Annotated in this window: 20 protein-coding genes; 12 read left to right on the plus strand and 8 right to left on the minus strand. The window is 71.2% G+C overall.

What is annotated here, in order from left to right; genetic code table 11:
* Together G3I40_RS10975 and G3I40_RS10980 are read right to left on the minus strand one after the other, a co-directional pair.
* Positions 1-2,498 (minus strand): type I polyketide synthase (locus tag G3I40_RS10975; RefSeq protein WP_164301970.1); only part of this gene is annotated, 2,498 nt, incomplete at its 3' end.
* Between the two features lie 19 nt (positions 2,499-2,517).
* Positions 2,518-2,832, minus strand: coding sequence for an acyl carrier protein (locus tag G3I40_RS10980; protein WP_164301971.1), 315 nt, complete (start codon positions 2,830-2,832; stop codon positions 2,518-2,520).
* Between the two features lie 147 nt (positions 2,833-2,979).
* Between G3I40_RS10980 and G3I40_RS10985 the strand changes: the two genes are divergently transcribed.
* The 12 genes from G3I40_RS10985 to serS all read left to right on the plus strand — a co-directional run bounded on the left by G3I40_RS10985 (position 2,980) and on the right by serS (position 15,120).
* Complete coding sequence (locus G3I40_RS10985; protein WP_164301972.1) at positions 2,980-4,611, plus strand: aldehyde dehydrogenase; 1,632 nt, start codon at positions 2,980-2,982, stop codon at positions 4,609-4,611.
* 38 nt (positions 4,612-4,649) lie between these two features.
* Complete coding sequence (locus tag G3I40_RS10990; RefSeq protein ID WP_164301973.1) at positions 4,650-5,792, plus strand: acyl-CoA dehydrogenase family protein; 1,143 nt, start codon at positions 4,650-4,652, stop codon at positions 5,790-5,792.
* A 43-nt stretch (positions 5,793-5,835) separates the two neighbouring features.
* Complete coding sequence (locus G3I40_RS10995; protein ID WP_164301974.1) at positions 5,836-7,143, plus strand: aminotransferase class III-fold pyridoxal phosphate-dependent enzyme; 1,308 nt, start codon at positions 5,836-5,838, stop codon at positions 7,141-7,143.
* 2 nt (positions 7,144-7,145) lie between these two features.
* A complete protein-coding gene (locus G3I40_RS11000; protein ID WP_164301975.1) occupies positions 7,146-7,628 on the plus strand; it encodes an SRPBCC family protein in 483 nt (160 codons plus the stop codon).
* Between the two features lie 20 nt (positions 7,629-7,648).
* Complete coding sequence (locus tag G3I40_RS11005) at positions 7,649-8,230, plus strand: hypothetical protein (RefSeq protein WP_164301976.1); 582 nt, start codon at positions 7,649-7,651, stop codon at positions 8,228-8,230.
* Positions 8,227-8,799 (plus strand): flavin reductase family protein, encoded by a 573-nt coding sequence (locus G3I40_RS11010; RefSeq protein WP_164301977.1) that lies wholly within the window; start codon positions 8,227-8,229, stop codon positions 8,797-8,799. Before G3I40_RS11005 ends, G3I40_RS11010 begins: the two co-directional genes overlap by 4 nt.
* Entirely contained in the window at positions 8,796-9,782 is a 987-nt protein-coding gene (locus tag G3I40_RS11015; protein WP_164301978.1) for a VlmB-like protein, read from the plus strand. The genes G3I40_RS11010 and G3I40_RS11015 overlap by 4 nt, the downstream gene beginning before the upstream one ends.
* The gene (locus G3I40_RS11020) at positions 9,779-10,786 is read left to right on the plus strand and encodes a beta-ketoacyl-ACP synthase III (protein ID WP_164301979.1); all 1,008 of its coding nucleotides are present in this window, start codon (positions 9,779-9,781) and stop codon (positions 10,784-10,786) included. Before G3I40_RS11015 ends, G3I40_RS11020 begins: the two co-directional genes overlap by 4 nt.
* An 18-nt stretch (positions 10,787-10,804) precedes the next feature.
* A complete protein-coding gene (locus G3I40_RS11025; RefSeq protein ID WP_164301980.1) occupies positions 10,805-11,035 on the plus strand; it encodes a phosphopantetheine-binding protein in 231 nt (76 codons plus the stop codon).
* Positions 11,035-12,255, plus strand: a complete 1,221-nt coding sequence (locus tag G3I40_RS11030; protein ID WP_164301981.1) for a beta-ketoacyl-[acyl-carrier-protein] synthase family protein — start codon at positions 11,035-11,037, stop codon at positions 12,253-12,255. The genes G3I40_RS11025 and G3I40_RS11030 overlap by 1 nt, the downstream gene beginning before the upstream one ends.
* 110 nt (positions 12,256-12,365) lie before the next feature.
* The gene (locus tag G3I40_RS11035) at positions 12,366-13,859 is read left to right on the plus strand and encodes an APC family permease (RefSeq protein WP_164301982.1); all 1,494 of its coding nucleotides are present in this window, start codon (positions 12,366-12,368) and stop codon (positions 13,857-13,859) included.
* Positions 13,843-15,120: a serine--tRNA ligase gene (gene serS / locus G3I40_RS11040; RefSeq protein WP_164301983.1), complete on the plus strand. Its 1,278-nt coding sequence runs from the start codon at positions 13,843-13,845 to the stop codon at positions 15,118-15,120. Before G3I40_RS11035 ends, serS begins: the two co-directional genes overlap by 17 nt.
* Before the next feature lie 70 nt (positions 15,121-15,190).
* On the opposite strand, the gene fabI is transcribed toward serS, so the two are convergent.
* The 6 genes from fabI to G3I40_RS11070 all read right to left on the minus strand — a co-directional run bounded on the left by fabI (position 15,191) and on the right by G3I40_RS11070 (position 20,605).
* Positions 15,191-15,955 (minus strand): enoyl-ACP reductase FabI, encoded by a 765-nt coding sequence (fabI, locus tag G3I40_RS11045; protein WP_164301984.1) that lies wholly within the window; start codon positions 15,953-15,955, stop codon positions 15,191-15,193.
* Positions 15,952-16,278: a ferredoxin gene (gene fdxA / locus G3I40_RS11050; RefSeq protein ID WP_164301985.1), complete on the minus strand. Its 327-nt coding sequence runs from the start codon at positions 16,276-16,278 to the stop codon at positions 15,952-15,954. Before fdxA ends, fabI begins: the two co-directional genes overlap by 4 nt.
* A 90-nt stretch (positions 16,279-16,368) precedes the next feature.
* A complete protein-coding gene (locus G3I40_RS11055) occupies positions 16,369-17,763 on the minus strand; it encodes an MFS transporter (protein WP_164301986.1) in 1,395 nt (464 codons plus the stop codon).
* Between the two features lie 281 nt (positions 17,764-18,044).
* Positions 18,045-19,142, minus strand: a complete 1,098-nt coding sequence (locus G3I40_RS11060) for an acyl-CoA desaturase (protein ID WP_164301987.1) — start codon at positions 19,140-19,142, stop codon at positions 18,045-18,047.
* 191 nt (positions 19,143-19,333) lie between these two features.
* Complete coding sequence (locus G3I40_RS11065) at positions 19,334-19,513, minus strand: hypothetical protein (RefSeq protein ID WP_164301988.1); 180 nt, start codon at positions 19,511-19,513, stop codon at positions 19,334-19,336.
* A 96-nt stretch (positions 19,514-19,609) separates the two neighbouring features.
* Positions 19,610-20,605, minus strand: a complete 996-nt coding sequence (locus tag G3I40_RS11070; protein ID WP_164301989.1) for a DUF2156 domain-containing protein — start codon at positions 20,603-20,605, stop codon at positions 19,610-19,612.
* Positions 20,606-20,867: the final 262 nt, after the last annotated feature.

Genomic DNA, 20,867 nt, shown 5'->3' on the forward strand with positions numbered 1-20,867 from the left:
GTGCGGTCGCGGCGGCGCAGGCTGGCCAGCCACAGGTGGTCGTCCTCGGTGACCGAGCGGCGGGCCAGCGCGGTCAGCGCGGCCTGCGGGCCGACCTCGATCAGGGCGTGCCGGCCGCGCCGGGCCACCGCCCGGATGCCGTCCATGAAGCGCACGGGTTCACCGATGTGCCGCACCCAGTAGTCGGGGTTGCCTATCTCGCGGAACCGGGCGAGGCGTCCGGTCACGTTGGAGATCAGGCTGATCTTCGGCTCGTGGAAGGCGATGCCGTCGAGCGCGGCCCGGAAGTCCTCGTAGACCTCTTCCATCTGCGGCGAGTGGAAGGCGTGCGAGACGGCGAGGCGGTCCACGCGTACGCCCTGCTCGCGCAGGATCCCGCTGACCTCCTCCAGGTCGGCGGTGGCACCCGAGACGACGCACTGGTCGGGGGCGTTGACCGCGGCGAGCGCCAGTTCGGGGCGCCCTTCGAGGAGCGGGGCGACCTCTTCGGCGGGCGCGGCGACCGCGGCCATGCCGCCCTCGGCGCGCACGGCCTGCATCAGCCGGGCCCGCGCGGCCACCAGGCGTACCGCGTCGGGCAGGTCGAAGAGCCCGGCGACCGCGGCCGCGGCGACCTCGCCGATGCTGTGCCCGATCAGCACGTTGGGGCGTGCGCCCCAGGCCAGCCACTGCTGGGCGAGCGCGTACTCCAGGGTGAACAGGGCCGGCTGGGTGTACTCGGTGCGGTCGATCGCCTCGGGGTCGTCGATGCCGCCGAGCAGCAGCGCGCGCACCGAGCGGCCCAGGTGCGGGGCGAACAGGCGGTCGCAGTCGTCGACATGGGCGCGGAAGACCGGGAACGCATCGTAGAGGGCGGCGCCCATACCGGCGTACTGCGAACCCTGGCCGGTGAACATGAAGGCGGTCTTGCGGATACCGGCGGGGCCCTCGTGCTCCGCGTCCGCGGCCCGGTCGAGCAGCCGGGCGAGCGCGGCGCGGTCCGCGACGGGCGCGGCGAGGCGGTAGGGGTGGTGGGTGCGGCCGACGTGGCCGGCGTGGCACAGGTCGGTGAGCGGGAGGTCGGGCCGCTCGTCGATCAACTGCCGGTATTTCGCCGCCTGTTCGCGCAGCGCGGCGGCGCTCTTGGCGGACAGCGTGAACAGCGCGGGGGCCGGCTCGGCGGGCGGCTCGGCCGGGGTCTGCGCCTGCGCCGGCGCCTCCTCCAGGACCACGGCCCCGATGGTGCCCGCGAAGCCGAAGCTGTTGACCACCGCGCGCCTGACCTCTGCCCGCCACGGCTCGCATGCGGTGGGTACCCGCAGCGGGTACACGTCCCAGGGGATGCGGCCGGAGGGCGTGTCGAGGTTGAGGTGGGGGTAGAACGTGCCGGACCGCATCTGGAGCACGGTCTTGACGATGCCGACGATGCCGGAAGCCGGCTCCATGTGGCCCAGGTTGGTCTTCACCGAGCCGATCAGGACCGGGTCGTCCGAGGTGTGCGAGTCGCTGAAGACGTCGCCGATGGCGCCGAACTCGATGGGGTCGCCGAGCGGGGTGCCGGTGCCGTGCGCCTCGACGTACTGGATGTCCTCGGGCGCCAGCCGGGCCGTGGCGAGCGCGGCACGCACGACCTTCTCCTGCGCGGGGCCGTTGGGCACGGTCAGACCGGCGCTGTCGCCGTCCTGGCCGACGGCGGTGCCGCGCACCAGGGCCAGCACCCGGTCGCCGTCGCGGGTGGCGTCACTGAGCCGCTTCAGGACGAGAACACCGCAGCCCTCGGCGCGCGCGTAGCCGTCGGCGGACTCGTCGAAGGTCTTGCACTGCCCGTCCGGCGCGAGCATCTGGGCGTTGGAGAACATCACCGGGATCCGCGGGTGGTGCAGGGCGTTGACGCCGCCGCACAGCGCGATGTCGCTCTCCCCCGCGCGCAGCGCCTGCACCGCCAGGTGCAGGGCGACCAGGGAGGAGGAGCAGGCGGTGTCGACGCTCATGCTCGGGCCGCGCCAGCCAAGGAAGTACGAGAGCCGGCCCGACAGCGGGAACATGGTGATGCCGGAGGCGAGGTGCCCGTCCATCTCCTCGTACGGCAGCGAGTCCAGTTCGAGGGCGTAGTCGATGGAGCTGGCCCCGACGTACACACCGCCGTTGCCGCGGCGCAGCGGCGCCGGGTCGATGTTGGCGTGCTCCAACGCCTGCCAGGCCGTCTCCAGGAGCATCCGCTGCTGCGGGTCGATGTAACGGGCCTCCTTCGGCGAGATGTTGAAGAAGGCGGCGTCGAAGAGGTCGACGCGGTCCAGGAAGCCGCCGGCCGTGGCGTGGATCTTCCCTTTGTCCTCGGGCGTCTCGGGCGTGAACGCGGCCACGTCCCACCGGTCTTCGGGCAGGGGCCCGATTCCGCTGCGCCCCTCCCGCAGGAACGCGTCGAATTCGTCGGGCGTGGTGCTGCCGCCGGGAAAGCGCAGACCGATTCCGACGATCGCGACCGGCTCGGGCGGCTGAGGGGATTCCGCACGCGGCATGGAACGACTCCTTAACGGTTTAGCGGTCCTGGGGCGAGCTGTCCGCGACGGCCTGGGTCAGATGACCCACGAGATGGGCGATCGTCGGCTCGTTGAAGAGCACGTTGACGTTGATGGACAGATCGAGGAGTTCCTCCAGGCTCTGCCGTATCTCGATGAGCTTGAGCGAGGTGAGACCGAGATCGAAATAGCTGACGTCGAAGGCGAGATCCTCGGAGTCGTCCATGAGCAGAACGGACTTGAACCTCTGCAGGACCAACGTCTCGATTTCCTCAGCGAGTTCATTGCGCGGCAGTTCGCGCAAGTAATCCAGCGTGCTGTCGGCGGTTGGCATGCAGCCATGCAAACAGCGTCTGCTGACGCCCCGCTGACAGGTCGTCGGCCCCGGCCCTGAATCAGTCCGGCGTCAGCGCCGAGTCAGATTCGGCTGCCAGGCTCGCAGTGCTTCATGAAATCCACTCGCCCATCTGAAAGGCAGAAGATGCTTCGCGAAGCCGCGCAGGAGGAGGGTGCCGAGGCACCTTCCGGATTCAAGAGCTACGACCTGTACATAGCGGGCAAGGATGTCGGCGGCGACGGCTGGGTCTACACCGTCAGCGGCCGCTCGCTGCTCGAGGACGTGTTCACCAGCGTGAGCCTCAAGCGCACCCTGGAGCAGGACCCCGAGTCCGAGGCGGCCAAGCACCCCTATGTCGTGGGGCGCTGCGCGATCGCGGACGACGCCTCGATCGATCTGGCCACCCAGGCCGCCGCCACCGCCGCACCCGACTGGGCCGCCGTACCGCTGGAGCGGCGGATGGAGCTGGGCACCCGGTTTCGCGAGGAACTCCTCAAGCACCAGGACGAGTTCCTGCGCATGCTCGTCGCCGAGTCGCACCCGGTGAAGCTGGCCCGCTGGGAGCTCAGCTGCCTGCTGCAGATCTACTCCCCGGGGTCCCTGCGCTGGTACATGAAGCAGATGCGGGTGGAGAAGGAGTACGCCGGCCGGACCCTGCTGCTGCACCGCCAGCCCGACGGCGTGGTGGCCTTCAACCCGCCGCAGAACGCCCCGCTGCCCAGCGCGGCCCTGTGCGTCCTCGCGCTGATGGCCGGCAACGCCGTGGTGGTGCGTGCGCCCCGCAGCATCGCGCTGAGCACCATGTGGCTGCTGCGCGAGATCGTGGCCCCGCTCCTGAAGGAGCTGGACGCGCCCGCGGGCGTGCTCAACGCGGTGTGCAGCAACCCCAAGCAGACCATGGACCGTTGGATCGCCGACCCGCTGATCGACGACATCTTCTACATCGGCGGCAGCCAGGAGGGCCTGCGCTTCGAGCAGCAGTGCGTGGCCCACGGCAAGAAGCCGATCCTCGAACTCGCGGGCAACGACGGCATCGTGGTCTGGAAGGACGCCGACGTGAAGTGGGCGGCCCAGGCGATCACCGAGGCCTTCTACGGCTCCGGCCAGATCTGCATGGTCCCCAACTACGTACTGGTCCACCCGGACGTCGCCGACGCGCTGATCGCGCAGGTGCAGGAGTACGTCAAGGGCATCAGGCCGGGCCTGCCCGAGGAGGAGGACGTCCTGCTGTCGCCGGTGCGGCGCAGCGAGCGCTTCTTCCGGCTGCTGCGCCAGGCACTCGACAACGGCGCCGAGTTGATCACCGGCGGCCAGCGCACCGAAGTGGACGGCACGGTGTCGGAGACGGGCGTCTTCCTGCAGCCGACCGTCCTGCGGGTGGACGGTCTGGACCGGGCCCGCACCTTCGACGTGGTACGCGAGGAGACGTTCTTCCCGCTCATCCCCATCGTGGTGGCCGAGCGGGACGGGGACGACGCCCTCCTGCAGTCCTTCGTCCGGTTCGTGAACGCCAACGAGTACGGACTGCGCAACTCCCTGTGGTCCCGCTCCGACCACGTCATCGACACCTTCGTGCGCCGGGTCGTCAACGGCGGCCTGCTGAAGGTCAACGACTCCCACATCGGCTTCCTGCCGTACCTGCCCAGCCACGGCGGCACCGGCCGCACCGGCGGCGCGTTCGGCGAGGCCAACTACCCGATGCTCAAGACCTCCCACGTGCAGGGGGTCTCCATCGCCCGTGACGTCAGCCCGTACGAAGCGGTGTTCGGCGACTGAGGCCGACCGACCCCACACGTCCTTTCCGGAGGTTTCCCGTGCGTTCACTCGACACTGCCCGCTCCGTGTGCGAGCGCTTCCACCCGGGGCTGCTCAAAGAACTGGAGGAGAGCCCCTACCGCGAGCGCGAGCGGCCCGGAAGCCCGGCCATCGACCTGTTCCGCATCCACGGCGGGGTCGGTCTGCTGATCCCCGAGGAGTTCGGTGGCCACGGTGCCGAACCGCTGGACGCGCTCCGCGTCCAGCTGGCGCTCGGTTCGGTCTCGCCCTCGCTGGTCGCGGCGGTCTCCATGCACCACTTCACCGTCGCCATGCTGTACTCGCTCGCGGGCACGTCGGGCCGGCTGACCGAGGAGCAGACCACGCTGCTGCACCGGATCGTGCCCGACCAGCAGGTGTTGGCCTCGGGCTGGGCCGAGGGCCGCACCGCGCAGAACGTCCTCAAGCCCGCGGTGGTCGCACGCCCCGTGGAGGGCGGGTTCCTGCTGTCCGGCGCCAAGAAGCCGTGCAGCCTGTCGCGTTCGATGCGGCTGCTCACCGCGAGCGTCGCCCTCTACAGCGACGACGACGCCGAGCCCGAGCTGGCGCTCGCCCTGGTGCCCGCCGACTCGCCCGGGCTGAGCGTGCACCCGTTCTGGGCCAACGAACTGTTGGCAGGTGCGGAGAGCGACGAGGTGCGTCTGACGGACGTGTTCGTCCCCCACGGACTGATGGTGCGGGCAGGCGCCGACGACCCGGGCCGCCTCGACGACCTGCAGTCGGCCGGGTTCGTCTGGTTCGAGATGCTGATCTCGGCCGGCTACCTGGGCGGCGCGATGTGGCTCGTGGAGCAGGTGCTCGACCGCGAGCGCGGCACCGCGATGGAGCGCGCCGCGCTCGCGGTCGACCTGGAGGCCGCCGTCGCGCTCCTGGAGGGCGTCGCCCGGGCGACCGGCCCCGGCCCCGGCGACGAGGACTCGGTGGCCCGCGTCCTGGTGGCCCGGTACGCCGTCCAGAGCGCCCTGCCGGACATCGCCTCACGCGCCCTGGAGCTCCTCGGCGGGCTGGAGTTCATCCGCGGCGGCGAGGCGACCCAGATCGCGCCGGCCCTGCGTGCCCTCGCCTTCCACCCGCCGTCCCGCTCCTCGGGCGCGGAGCCGCTGCTCCAGTACTTCGACGGCGGCTCCCTCGTGCTGGCCTGACCCGGCCGGCCCCCACCCCACCTGCGTACGGAGTGAGCAACACGTGACTGTCACCCACGAACCACCCGCGGCGTCCGCACCCCACGCGGCGCCCACCACGGACGCCGAGATCCTCGGCCTGTACCGGGCCCACCTCAGCAAGGGCCGGGCCACCCTCGCCGAACTGTTCGGCAGCCACATGGAAGTGGCGTCCGAAGGGGCCTGGCTCACCACCAGCGACGGTGAGCGCTTCCTCAACGCCGGCGGCTACGGCGTCTTCATCATGGGCGCGCGCCACCCGATCGTCATGGAGGAGGTGGAGCGCCAGCTGCGCACCCACCCCACCGCCACCCGCATCCTGCTGGAGCCGTCCGTGGCGCTCGCCGCCGAGGCGCTGGTGTCGGTGATGCCGCCCGGCCTCGACCGCGTGCACTTCGCGCTGTCGGGCGCGGAGGCGGTGGAGACCGGCCTCAAGCTGGCCCGGGCCGGCGGCTTCAAGCGCACCGTCTCGATGCTCGGCGGCTACCACGGCAAGACCATGGGGGCCCTGTCGGCCACCGCCAAGGAGGTCTACCAGCAGCCGTTCCGCCCGCTGGTGCCGGACTTCGTACACCTGCCGTACGGGGACGAGGACGCCCTGCGGGCCGAGCTCGCCGCCCACCCCGGCGAGGTCTGCGTGATCCTGGAGCCGGTCCAGGGCGAGGGCGGCGTGATCATCCCGCCGAAGGGCTACCTCAAGCGCGTCGAGGAACTCGTGCGCGAGTACGACGGCTTCCTGATCCTCGACGAGGTGCAGTCCGGTTTCGGACGGCTCGGCGAGTGGTGGGGCGCCGACATCGAGGGTGTCACCCCGGACGTCCTGCTCACCGGCAAGGCGCTCGGCGGCGGGGTGATGCCGGTGTCCGCGGCCGTCGCCACCCGCAAGGCCTTCCGCCCCTTCGACAAGGACCCCTACGTCCACACCGCCACCTTCTCCGGACAGCCCGTGCTGATGGCCGCGGTCCAGGGCGCCATCCGCGCCGTCAAGGAGGAGCGCCTGGTCACCCGGGCCATGGACCTCGGCGCGCGGCTGCTGCCGCGGATCACCGAGATCGCCCGGCGCAACATCCCCGACCTGGTGGTCGAGGTGCGCGGCCAGGGCCTGCTGATCGGTGTGGAGCTCGTCGAGGCCGGTCTGGCCGGCGAGCTGCTGATCGAGCTGTTCAACCACGGAGTGGTCGCCAACCACTCCATGAACGGCAGCTCGGTGGTGCGGTTCACGCCGCCCGCCGTGCTGAGCGACACCGATGTGGAATTCCTCCTCAACTCCTTCGACCTGGCCACCCGCGATCTCGTCAAGGGCGCGGCCACGATGCCGAAAGGCGGTAACTGACCGTGCGACACGTCGAACTCGACGCCCTGATACCCGCGCAGCAGGCCGAGCCGGTGCTGCACGCCGTGCGGCGCTTCGAGCGGTACCCGGACCTGGCACCCCACGTCAACGCGACCACGGTGCACGCCGCTCACCCCGATCCGAAGGCCTCCTCCAGCTGGGAACTGCACTTCCGCAGCGGACTGCTGCGCTGGACCGAGGACGACTCGGTCTCGGTGGAGAACGGCGAGATCCGTTTCGAGCAGAGCGACGGTGACTTCGACTCGTTCAGCGGGACCTGGGCGTTCACCCAGTCCGGCGACGACGTCGCGCTCCGCTTCGACGCCGACTTCGACTTCGGCATCCCGAGCCTCGAAGGCATCCTCGACCCGATCGCCGAGCGGGTCATCAAGGAGACCGTCGCCTGGGCCGTGACCGGCCTGTTCCCCGACGCCCGCATCCAGGGCGGCATCGACCTCACCACACCCGCCGCCGTCGGCGCCTGAGCCGAGTCCGGGAGCTGACCATGGACCAGGCAAATCCCTTCGAGACACCACGCACGTACTCGCTGCACCGTGCCGAGTACCTGGTGGGCCTCGCCGTCACGACCGGCATGATCGTCGCGCACTTCGGTGACATCCGCTGGCTGCCGGCGGTCGGGCTCTTCCTCTACATCGACGTCATCGGCTATCTGCCGGGCGCACTGGCCTTCAAGCGCAGCGCCGGACGGCCGATCCACAAGGCGTACTACGTGCTCTACAACGTGATGCACAGTCTGATCACCCAGGGCGCGGTGGCCGCGCTGTGGTGCTGGCTGGTCCGGCCGGAGTGGGCGCTGTTGGTGCTGCCGTTCCATCTCTTCGGCGACCGCGGCCTGTTCGGCAACTTCATGAAACCGTTCGCGCTGCCCTTCGAGCCGGTGCGTCAGCAGGGCTATCTGCGGCTCCTCGACGACCTGGGCGTGGCCCACCCCAAGCCCGTCGGCCACGTCCAGGACCCGGTGCCGGTGGGCCACATCCCGGCCGCCGCCGAGCGCCCGGCGAGCGGAGCCGAGCTGCGCGCCGTTCCCGCCGAGCAGGACGTCAGGGAACCGGAGGCCGTGCGATGACCACCGCCTCCCTGCTGCCCGCCCGCCGCCGCGTCCGCCAGGACCCGGCCGAGCGCCGCCGGGCGCTGTACCACCTGTCCTCGCCGGTGTCGGTGCTGACGACCGGCCCCGAGACCCGGATGCACGGCACCACCGCCAGCACGGTGACCCTGGTCTCCCGCGAGCCGCTCCTGGTGGGCGTGGCACTGGCCGCGGGGTCGTCGTTCGCCCAGCGCGCCGCTGCCGAGGGCCGCTTCACGGTCAACGTGCTCGACGGCGAACAGGCCGATGTGGCACGCCGGTTCGCCGACCACGCACGGCCCGACGGCAACGCCCAGTTCGCGGGCCTGGCCTGGACGACGGACCCGTACGCGAAGGCCCCGCTGATCGAGGGCGCCCTGGCCCACTACGTCTGCCGCTTCCACTCGGCGCACCCGGCGGGCGACAGCGAACTGCTGCTCGGCTACGTCGTGCGCGCCACGGCGGACGCGGGCACCGGCTCCCCCCTGTTCCACTCCCCTCTGCTCAGCTACGCCGGCGGCCTGTACGCCGGTTCCCTGCGCCCGGCGAAGGAGACCGCCGCATCATGACCGCATCCGTGGCACCCGAGGCCGACTGGGAGAAGGCGCCCGGTCTGCTGGACGGCGCGAAGGAACTCACGCTCGGCCCCGAGGAGTGCGACCTCGCGTACTGGATCACCTCCGTGGCGCAGGGCACTTTGCGCGACCGCGGCACCACCGGCCACCACGAGAACGCCCGCGTACCGGACTTCCTGAAGCGTCCCGGGCCGCTGCGCGAGGCGCTCACCCTGGAGTTCGGCTTCCGCGCACTGGCCGAGGAACTGGCCACGCGGCTGCTCGGCCACTACGTGGCGATCGCCCCCGGCATCCCGGAGATGGAGTTCTACGCGACCCAGCTCCTCGACGAGGCACGGCACGCCCGGGTCTTCCGCAACCACCTGGTGGAGCTGGGCACGGCCGGACCGGACACGCTGCTGCGGGACATCGACGCGATGGCCGCGGACTACCGCAAGCGCGTCCTCGACCCGGTGGTGGACTTCACCCACGACATCGTCCGCGACCAGGCCGACTTCCCCGGCGGGGTGGCGGTGTTCGCGATCGTCATCGAGGGCGTCCTCGCCCCGGCCGCCGAACTGAGCGAGCGCAAGTGGACCCCGCTGTCGCCGGCGACCGGCGAGATCTCCCGGGGCACGGCGATCGACGAGATCCGTCATCTGACCGTGGCCAGCACCATCCTGCGCGACCACGTGGCGGCGCACCCCGAGTACCGCCCGCGTCTGCTGGAGATCCTGCGCGCCGGGGCCCGGCTGTGGGACGAGATCCCCGACCGGGAGTTCGTCATCCACCGCGAGGAGCTGTTCCAGGAAGGCATGGCCCAGCACGCGGACAGGATCGGCGACCACGAGATCTGGCCCGGCGTGCGGATGCTCGACACCACCGCGGAGCAGCGTTACGACATGGCCGAGCAGTGGACCGACGAGATGGCCGCGGCCCGCATGGCCTACATGGGGCTGCCGCTGGAGGTCCTCAGCACCGCGACGGCGGACGCATGAGCACCGCGCGGGCAGCCGTGCTCTCGGGCATCGGGTCCTACCTCCCGCCCGACCGGGTCACCAACGACGACCTCGCCCAGCGTCTGGACACCTCGGACGCCTGGATCCGCTCGCGCACCGGGATCGCCGAACGCCGGGTGATCGCACCCGGCGCCGCCACCAGCGACCTGGCGGTCGAGGCGGGCCAGCGGGCGCTGAAGTCGGCGGCCGTGGACACCGTGGGCGCGGTGGTACTCGCCACCACGACCCCGGACCAGCCGTGCCCGGCCACCGCGCCGCAGGTGGCGGCGCGGCTCGGGCTCGGCCGGGCGCCCGCGTTCGACGTCGCCGCCGTGTGTTCCGGCTTCGTGTACGGGCTCGCGAGCGCCGCGGGTCTGATCGCCGCCGGTATCGCCGACGACGTACTGCTGATCGCGGCGGACGCGTTCACCACGATCATCGACCCGGAGGACCGCACCACCGCGGTGATCTTCGCGGACGGTGCGGGTGCGGTGGTGCTGCGCGCGGGCGACGCCGACGAGCCGGGAGCGATCGGCCCGCTCGTCCTGGGCAGCGACGGCGAGCTGAGCCATCTCATCGAGGTGCCGGCCGGGGGTTCGCGGCAGCGTTCGACCGGGCAGCCGGCCGGACCGCGGGACCAGTACTTCAGGATGCAGGGCCGCGACACCTACCGGCACGCGGTGAACACCATGACCGCCACGTCGGCGCAGGCGGCCGAGCGGGCCGGCTGGCAGTTGGCGGACGTCGACCGGTTCGCCGCCCACCAGGCCAACGCCCGCATCCTGGACGCGGTTTCGGAGCGTCTGGGCGTCCCCGAGGAACGCCGGCTGAGCAATATCGAACGGGTCGGCAACACCGGGGCGGCCTCGCTCCCGCTGCTGCTGTCCGAGGCGGCGGCGCAGGGCGACCTCGCGGCCGGCCACCGCCTGCTGCTCACCGCGTTCGGCGGTGGTCTCTCCTGGGGTGCGACCACCTTGACCTGGCCCGAACTGCAAGCGTTCTGACACTCGAAAGGAATCGTCATGCTGGATCAGCTCAAGGAAATCCTGTCCAACAAGCTCAAGGTGTCGCCCGAGGCCATCACCCCGGAGGCCACCAGGGAGGACATCGAACTGGACTCCCTGGCCGTGGTGGAGCTGTCGCTGCTGCTCAAGTCCGAGCTGGGCCTGGACATCAGCGACGACGACCTGCTGGAGGCCGAGACCGTGGCCGACATGGTCCGGCTCATGGACGAGCGGAGCGCTACGGTCTGATGGCCGCCATGGACATCGCCGTCACCGGGCTCGGCCTGGTCACCCCGGGGGGCATCGGGGTCGGGCCGAGCTGGGCGGCGGTCTGCGACGGCAGGCCGGCCGCCGCCCTCGATCCGGTGCTGGCGGACAACCCTGTACGCATTTCCTGCCGCGTGCCCGGCTTTGATCCGGAGCAGCTGCTCAGTGCCCGGCGGGCGCTGCGCCTCGACCGTTTCGTCCAGTTCGCGCTGGTCGCCGCGCACGAGGCGGTGGCCGATGCGGGTCTCGATCCGCAGACCTGGGACGGGGCGCGGGTGGGCGTGGTGCTCGGCTGCGCCGACGGCGGCCCGGGGACGGTCGAGGAGCAGCACCAGGTGCTGCGGGAGAAGGGCGCGGGCCTCGTCTCGCCGCTGCTGCTCCCCATGCAGCTGCCGAACATGCTGGCGGGACAGACCGCCATCGAGTTCGGTGCGACCGGCCCCAACCTGGTGGTGGCGACGGCCTGCGCCTCGGGCTCGACCGCCATCGGGACGGCGCGCGACCTGCTCGCCCTCGGCCGCTGCGACGTCGTCCTCGCGGGCGGCAGCGAGGCCATGATCACTCCGCTGGTCATGGCCGGCTTCGCGCAGATGGGAGCCCTCTCCAAGCGGCACGACGATCCCGCGTCCGCGTCCCGTCCCTTCGACATCGACCGGGACGGATTCGTCGCCGGGGAAGGCGCCGGGATCCTCGTCATGGAGCGGGTGTCCGACGCCCGCGCCCGGGGAGCCCATGTGCACGGCCGGATCATCGGCTACGGCGCCACCGCCGACGCCCACCACATGACGTCACCGCATCCGACCGGCGCGGGCATCGAGGCGGCCGTCCGCGCGGCCGTCGCCGACGCCGGCGCCGATCCGGACGATGTGCAGCACGTCAACGCCCATGGCACCTCGACGCCGTTGAACGACCTGGCCGAGGCGCAGATGATCCGGCGGACCCTGCGCGGGGACCCGCTGGTCACCTCCACGAAGGGAGTCACCGGACACCTGCTGGGCGCGGCCGGAGCGGTTGAGGCCGCGTTCACCCTGCTCAGCATCGAACACGAACTCATCCCGCCGGTCGCGAACCTGGTCACGCCCGATCCCCGGGCCGACATCAAGCTCGCCCAGACAGCCACGTCCATGCCCATCGACCTCGCCGTGAGCAACTCCCTGGGATTCGGCGGCCAGAACACGGCGCTGGCCATCGCACCGGCCTGAGCCGACCCGCCCCACCAGCAGCCGTCCGCACGGATCCCGAGCGGACGGCTGCCGCTCGTGCCCCATGTCCCGTCCCTCCCCGTCTCCTTCCTCCATGCCCTGGAGCACCCATGTCCACCAGCGGTTCCCCTCCCCGTGCCGGACGACTCGGCACCGGACACATCCTGTTCCTGATCGTCGCCGCGGCCGCACCGCTGTCGGCGATGGTCGGCACCGTTCCCCTCGCCTTCGCCTTCGGCAACGGCGCGGGCGTACCGGCGGCCTTCCTCTTCGCCGGTGTCACCCTGCTGTGCTTCTCCGTCGGGTACGCCGTCAGCGCACGCCGCACCGGCGGCAGTGGCGGCTTCTACGCCGCTGTCGCCGACGGCCTGGGCCGGCCGCCCGCCGTCGCCACGGGCTTCACCGCGCTGCTCGCCTACAACTGCGCGACCGTCGGCCTGACCGGGGCCCTCGGCTACTTCACCCAACTCGTCCTGGCCGCCCATGGGTTCACCGTCTCCTGGCAGTGGTGCGCGGCGGCCGGCCTGGTCCTCACCGCCGCCCTCGGCTACCGCGACATCGCGGTGAGCGCGCGTGTGCTCGCGCTGCTGATCCTCGGCGAGATCGGTGTCCTGCTCGCGCTGGACGCGGCGATCCTGGTCCGGCAGGGCGGTGCGGCGCTGCCCACGGCCTCCTTCACCCCGGACACCGCGATGGGCCAGGGCCTCGGCGTCTCCCTGATGTTCGCGTTCGTGTCCTTCATCGGTTTCGAGTCGGCGGCCCTGTACGGGCGCGAGGCGAAGGACCCGCGGCGCAGCGTGCCCCGGGCCACCTATGCCGCGGCCGTACTGATCGCCGGCTTCTACGCCCTCACCAGCTGGCTGGCGGTGGGCGCGGTGGGCAGCGACCGCCTGCACCAGGTCGCCTCGCGGCAGATGGGCGATCTGTTCTTCGTCCTCGGCGACGACTTCCTCGGCCCCGTGGGCAGCACCGGCCTGCAGATCCTACTGTGCACCAGCCTGTTCGCCGCGACGCTGGCCCTGCACAGCGCGGCCAACCGCTATGCCCAGGTGCTCGCCGAGGACGGCCTGCTCCCCGCCGCACTGGGCGCCACACACCCCAGGCACCGCTCCCCGCACCGCGCCAGCATCGCCCAGACGGTGCTGACCACTGTGGTCGTCGCCGGATTCGCGGTCGCGGGCCTCGATCCGTACGCCGATCTGACCACCAGCATGCTGGGCCTCGGCACCCTGGGCATCGTCGCCCTGCAGGCCCTGGCCGCGCTGTCCGTGCTCGGCCTGAAGGTGCGCGGGGCCGTCCCGCGGGGCGACTGGTGGCGCACCTGTGTCGCCCCGCTGCTCGGCTTCGCGGGCCTGACCGCCTCCGTCTGGCTCGTGGTCGGCAACTTCGACATGCTCACCGGCTCCTCGTCGGCCGTGATCGGCGCCCTTCCCTGGGCGCTCGTGATCGTGGCTGCCGCCGGGTTCGGCCATGCCGCCTGGCTGCGCGCGGCCCGCCCGGCCCGCTACCGCCTGCTCGGCACCCGCCACCTGCCGGCCGCGGCACCCGAGCCCGTCCACGTAACCCCCACCACGTCAGGAGCCGTCCATGAACAATCTCGGTGAGCTGCTGCGGGACGCGCCCGCGACGGTACGACGCCTCGCCCGGCGGCGTCACGACTTCGACCCGGTCGCGCTGGCCGACGCCCAGCAGGTGCGGGCCGCGGCCCAGGCGGAGGTGACACGGTTGCGCACCGAGCTGAACCGCGGTGCGAAGGCCCGCCGTTCGAGTCCTCCCACCGAGGAGGAGAAGGAGGCGGCCCGCGCGCTGCGCACCCAGGTGCAGCAGGCCGAGGCCGCCGCCCGGGTCGGCGCCGCCCGGCTGACGGAGCTGCTGCTGTCGATACCCAACGTCCCGCTGGACCCGGTTCCTGACGGCGACTCGGAGAAGGAGGCGGTGGAGATACGGCGGGGCGGCCCGGCCCCCCGGCCGGTCGACGGCGCGGTCCACCACGCCGAGATCGGTGAGACCCTCGGCATCCTGGACGCTCCGGCGGCGGCCCGCCTGTCGGGGTCCCGCTTCAGCGCCGCCCGCGGTGCGGGGGCCCGCCTGGAGCGGGCCCTCGGCGACTTCTTCCTCGATCTGCACACCCGCGAGCACGGCTACACCGAGCAGTCGGTGCCGTTCCTCGTCAGCCGGGACACCATGACGGGAACGGGCCAACTCCCCAAGTTCGAGGAGGACTTGTTCCGCACGCAGGTCGGCGGCCGGGAACTGTTCCTCATCCCCACGGCCGAGGTGCCGCTGACCAATCTGGTGGCCGGGGAACTGCTCGACGCCCGCGAGCTGCCGTACGCGTTCACCGCCCGCACCCCCTGCTTCAGGGCGGAGGCGGGCGCGTACGGCCGCGACACCCGCGGCATCCTGCGCCTGCACCAGTTCGAGAAGGTGGAGCTGGTCCGGGTCTGCGACCCGCAGGACGCGCAGGACCAGCTGGAGTTGATGGTGGGCCACGCGGAGGAATGCCTGCGCCGGCTCGAACTCGCCCACCGGGTGGTGCTGTTGCCGGCGGGCGACCTGGGTTTCTCGGCGCGGATGACGTACGACATCGAGGTGTGGCTGCCGGGCAGCGGCGCCTACCGGGAGATCTCCTCGGTCTCGGACTGCGGAACCTTCCAGGCGCGCCGCGCGGACATCCGGGTCAAGCACCCCGACGGTCACAAGACGCAGGCCGCCACGCTCAACGGCTCCGCGCTGCCGATCGGCCGCACCGTGGCCGCCCTCCTGGAGCAGGGGCTGCAGGGTGACGGTTCGGTGCTGCTGCCCGAGGCGCTCGCGGCGTACACCGGTTTCCGCCGGATCCTGCCGGGCGGCGCCACCGAGTGAGGCGCCGGGTCCGCATTGCACGGGGGCGGGGCCGGGACAGTGTCCCGGCCCCGCCCCCGTGCAATGCGGCTCACGCGCCCATCATGTGCACTCCGCCGTCCACGTGCACGATCTCCCCGGTCGTACGCGGGAAGAAGTCCGAGAGCAGCGCGACGACGCCCCGTGCGGCCGGGTCCGGGTCGGTGAGGTCCCAGCCGGCCGGCGCCCGGTGGTCCCACACCTGGGCGAGTTCGGAGAAGCCCGGGATGGACTTGGCCGCCATGGAGCGCAGCGGTCCGGCGGCGACGAGGTTGCAGCGCACACCGCGCTCCCCCAGGTCACGGGCGAGATAGCGGCTGGTGGACTCCAGCGCGGCCTTGGCGACTCCCATCCAGTCGTAGTGCGGCCAGGCGACCGCGGCATCGAAGGTCAGGCCGACCACCGAGCCGCCGCGCGGCTCCAGCAGCGGCAGACAGGCGACCGTCAGCGCCTTCAGCGAGTACGCCGACACCTGCACGGACGTGGCCACGTCCGCCCACTCGCCGTCGAGGAAGGAGAAGGCGCCCGGCGGACCGTACGCGATCGAGTGCACGACGCCGTCGAGCGAGTCGGTGTGTTCACGGACCCGGTCCGCGAGGGTGTCCACGTGCCCCTGGTCGGTGACGTCCAGCTCGATCACCGGGGCGGGCTCGGGCAGTTTGCCGGCGATGCGCTCGATCAGGGAGAGCCGGCCGAAGCCGGTCAGGACGACCTCGGCGCCCTCCTCCTGGGCGATGCGTGCCGCGTGGAAGGCGATGGAGGCGTCGGTGACGACCCCTGTCACCAGGATCCGCTTGCCCTCGAGCAGTCCGCTCATACCGGGTTCACCTCCTTCGCGAGTCCCCGCACCAGCGGGGAGTCGTCGTCGACGGCGCCGAGCGCGGCGGCGCCACCGGGCGAACCGAGGCCGGCGAAGAAATCGGCGTTGGACGCCGTGTGGTCGCCCCACTCGGCGGGGACGTCGCCTTCGAAGCGGATGGCCTCGACCGGGCAGACCGGTTCGCAGGCGCCGCAGTCGACGCACTCGTCGGGATGGACGTACAGGGCGCGGCGGCCCTCGTAGATGCAGTCCACGGGGCACTCGTCGACGCAGGAGCGGTCCTTGACGTCGACGCAGGGCAGGGCGATGACGTAAGCCACCGGCACAACTCCTCTTCGTCACAGGGGGGATGAACACGGAAGGAGAACAGGGGGATGAACACGGAAAGAGATGGACACAGAAAGGGCCGGTCACGCGCCGGGGGACTCGTCGATCGCGATTCCGGTGGTGCGCTCGCCGAGCAGCATGACCGTCGCGGCGAGGACGGCCATGGCCGCGGCGATGACCGCGAACAGGGGGCCGGGACCGTACGCGTGCAGCACGGGCAGCAGCGTGAACGGCAGGGCGGCGGCGCTGAGTTTGGACAGCGAGTAGGCGATGCCGGACGCGGTGGCGCGGATGGCGGTCGGATACTGCTCGGACAGATAGACGTGCGAGACGCTGGAGAACACGTTGCTGCACAGCGTGTAGAGGAAGCCGAACACGACGATGAGAGCGGCCGATCCCGCGGCGGCGAAGCCGAGTCCGGCCGCCATCATCGCGGCCGCGGTGAGCGCCACCAGTGTCCGGCGCTCCACCCGGTCGACGATCGGCAGAGCGAGCGCCGACCCCACCGGGTAGCCGAGGAAGGACAGCGCGGTGAAGCCGAGACCGGCGACGACTCCGTACCCCTTGGCCGCGACGACCTGCGGGGCGAGCGTGCCGAAGCCGTAGTACCCGACCACGGAGAGCGTGCAGAAGATCCACAGCATCGTGGTGCGGCGGCGCATCCCGGGCCGCAGTACGTCCCTCAGGCCCGCCTTTCGGGCATCGGGCCGGGGCTCGGGCGCCTCGGACCGCGGGGCCGGCACTGAGGCCCGCGCCGCTGCGGGCACCTGTGCCTCCATCGAGGCCACCAGTGCTTCCGCCTCCGCGGTGCGCCCCTGCTGCGCCAACCAGCGCGGGGATTCGATCAGTTGGCGCCGCCACACCCACACCACGGCCGATCCCAGCGCGCCGATGACGAACAGCCAGCGCCAGCCGGCCATGCCCAGCGGAGTCAGCGGAACCAGCCACAGCGCGGCGAAGCCGACCACTGGCACTCCGCAGAAGGCGAGGGTGTAGGCCCAGGCGATGTACCGGCCGCGCTTCTTGGCGGGCAGCACGTCGGCCAAGTAGCAGTCGGACAGCACCTGTTCGGCGCCGATGCCGATGCCGGCCAGCAGCCGGGTGACGATCAGCCAGGTGGCGTTCGGCGAGAAGGCGCCGAGCAGGGAGAAGGTCGAGTAGATCGCGAGATTGATCAGAAAGGCCCGGCGCCTGCCGTACCGGTCGGCGATCCGGCCGAGCACCAGCGAGCCGATGAACTGGCCGATGAACACGGAGGCCAGCACCAGCTTGAGCGAGGTCACCCCGATGGCGAAGTCGCCCCGGAGCACCTCGGCGAGGGTGCCGGAGAGATTGTTCTCGAAGGTGTCGAAGAGCAGGCCGACACCGATGACCGCGGTCAGCCTGCGGTGCATCGGCGTGATCGGCATGCGGTCCAGACGGACCCCGATCGCGGCGGGGGCCGCTGCGCGGGCCGGCGCCGTGGCGGTCTGGGACATGCACGGACTCCTTGGAACTCATGGGAACGGAGAGGGCGGGGGCTCGGGTCTCAGGGCTCGGGGCTCAGGACTCGGGACTCAGGCTCAGAGCTCGGGACTCAGAGCTCAGGGCTCGGGGCTCGGGGCTCGGGGCTCGGGGCTCGGGGCTCGGGACTCAGAGCTAAGGGCTCAGAGCTCGGGGCTCAGGGCTCAGGGCTCGAGACTCAGGGCTCGGGGCTCAGAGCTCAGGGCTCAGGTGACCGGATCGCCCGGGCCGGCGGTCGGCCCGGGCCCGCGTCCGGTCAGGAGGCCCCGGCCGCCTGACGCCGGATCTCCTGTGCCACGTCACCGCGGCGCACGGGCGCGCTGACCTCGTGCAGATAGCCGGCGACCTCCCGGTACGAGGCCCAGAACCCGACCTCGTGGTAAGGCACCCCGCGCTCGGCGCAGTACTCGCGGGTCAACTCCCGGGCGCGCGCCAGGTTCTTCTGCGGCATGGCGGGGAAAAGGTGGTGCTCCACCTGGTAGTTGAGGCCCCCGTAGAGGAAGTCGACCAGCAGGTTGGGCCGGATGTTGCGGGAGGTGAGGACCTGGCGCTCCAGCCAGTCCAGGGTCTCCTGCTCTCCGTCACGTACGTCCATGCCCTTGTGGTTGGGCGCGAAGATCATGCCGAAGTAGACGCCCAGGACGGCGTGTTGGACGAGGACGAAGACGACGGCGAGGACCGGGGAGAGCACCGTGAAGGCCAGCGTGAGGTAGGCGGCGGTGCGCAGCAGGAGCAGCGCCGACTCCAGAACCGGCCGCTTGGTCTTGCCCTGTGCGATGGACACCACGGCCGTCCTGAGCATCTTGAAGCCCTCGAGGACGAGCAGTACGAAGAAGAGGACGCTCTGGTAGCGGACGATGAACTTCTGGACGCCCCGGCGGCTCGGGTACTGCTTGATGTCGAAGATGGCGGTGCGCCGGCCGATGTCCGGGTCCATGTCCAGGTGGTTGGGGTTGCTGTGGTGCCGGTTGTGGTGGTTGACCCACCAGCCGTAGCTGACCCCGTTGACCACGTTGGCGTGGAAGTATCCGACGGCGGACGCTGCCTTCTTGCCGCGGAACATGGCCTTGTGCCCGGCGTCGTGCCACATGAACGCGGACTGGCCGCCGCACAGGCCGAGCCACATCGCCGTCACCAGCTGCCACCAGGAGTCGCCCAGCGCGAAGAACGCGGCGAAGCCGATCACCAGCAGGCCGGTGTTCAGGGCCAGCCTGCCCACGTAGTAGCGCGGGTCGAGGTCGAGCAGCCCCTCCGCCTTGACCCGCTTGAGGAGCTCGGCGAAGGTCGCCGAGGCCCCGGGGCGCGGCGCGTCGGCCACGGCGGCCCCGGCTTGCTGTATCTGCGGACTCTGCATGCGTTGCTCTCCTTGGGAGAAGTACCCGGATCGGGCGGCGCCGCTGCCCCGCGGAGCTGCGGGCGCCGCTGGTCGGCAGTGCTCCCGCGGGCCGTCACGAACGCGCGGGTGACACGGCGAACGTGCGACCAGCGTGCGGCGCCACACTGATGTGGCGCTGATACCGGCCTGACCGGCGCCCGGCAGCGCGCTCAGACGGCGTGGGCCCGCAGCCGTTCGTCGAGCGCGCGGACGGCGCCATCCGCGGCGTCGGCCACGTCCTGGTCGTCCGGCGCGCCGATGACGGCCATCAGCTGCTCGACGACGGCGTGCTGGAGATCTTCGATACCGGCCGCCTGGGCGGCAGCCGTCTCCTGCTGGTTGTCGGACATCACTCGACTCCTGTTCTGGAACCTGTCGGGGAGGGTGGGGGACCTGTGGGGGGACGGGACTTCGAAGGCCGGTCGGAGAACCGGTCGGAGAACCGGTCAGAAGGCCTTGCAGGCGCGGAAGACGTGGGCGAAGCCGGGCAGCGAGGCCTCCGGCCCGTCGAAGGCCACGTACTCGGGGATGACCACGTCGGGGCCCCACTTCTGCTTGTACGAGAGCTGCGTCTGCGCCGGGTACAGCGCCGCGCCCTCGGCCCACAGCGCGTGCATGAGCCACTGGAACGCCGGGCTGTGGCCGTCGAGTTCGCAGCTCGCGTCCAGACCGGTGAAGGGCGTGAAGCCGAAGTGCAGCCACTCGACGCCCTCGGCCCGGAACACCTCGATGGCGTGCGCGTTGATGGCCTCCATCAGGCCCGGCGACCCGTCGGGAATCCGGCGGCTGAGGTCGTGCATCCAGCCCGCGCGGCTGCCGTGGACGGGCGAGTACGAGATGTACGCGACCGGCTTGCCGTCGATGGTCCCGGTGAACAGCCGGCGGTGCGGCTGGGCCTCCCCGCCGATCTGGCCGACCAGGAACTCCAGTTGCTGGGCGCCGCCCTTCGAACCGAGCCATGCCTCGTCGATCGCTGCGATCGCTTCCTGCCAGTCCTGTGCGGGCGTCTCCTGGATCACCAGGCCGTTGCGGCGGGCGCGGGAGATCTTGTTGCGCAGCTGCATGAAGCGGCTGCCGCGCAGGCTGAACTCCGGCAGGCTCACCGCCCAGGACGCGCCGACCTGGTTGACGGTGAAGCCGCGCTGCGCATAGCGCTCGGCGTCGGCGCGCTGCAGTTGGATGCCGACGACCGTGCGGCCTTCGTCCCGTGCGTGCCGGCGGAAGGCGTCGAGGAGGGTGTCGTAGTCCTCGGGGGCCGCGAAGGGCCCGCCCAGTTGCACGGCGAAACGGCCTGTTCGCCGGTACACCACGACGCCGTCGGCGCCGGGTACGGAAAAGGTGCTGTTTCCACTGTTGAGCGCCAGGAATGCGCTCGGATTCTCGCTGGAGGTGTGCGTGCGTATCGCGTCGAGAATGGATGTTTCAGCCGCGACGACGGTCATCACTTTCCCCTTCCGGGAGGGATTTCGTTGCCCTGAGTAGAGCACCTGAGCAGCCCGCCGCAAAAGAGCGAAAGAACATCGAAAGGCCATGTCAGAGGCGCGTCAGCGACTCGTCAGCGCCCTCTGTCAATGTTGTTGATGTGACCGGGACGGGAAACCGAAACGGGAACTTGGAGAGGTGCCCGGAGCGGCTCATCGGGGACCTGGAGGTTTACCTCAAGGCCGGGCCCACAAAGCCCACGCAGGTTCGAATCCTGCCCTC

Source organism: Streptomyces sp. SID14478 (assembly GCF_010548525.1).
Taxonomy (GTDB): Bacteria; Actinomycetota; Actinomycetes; order Streptomycetales; family Streptomycetaceae; genus Streptomyces.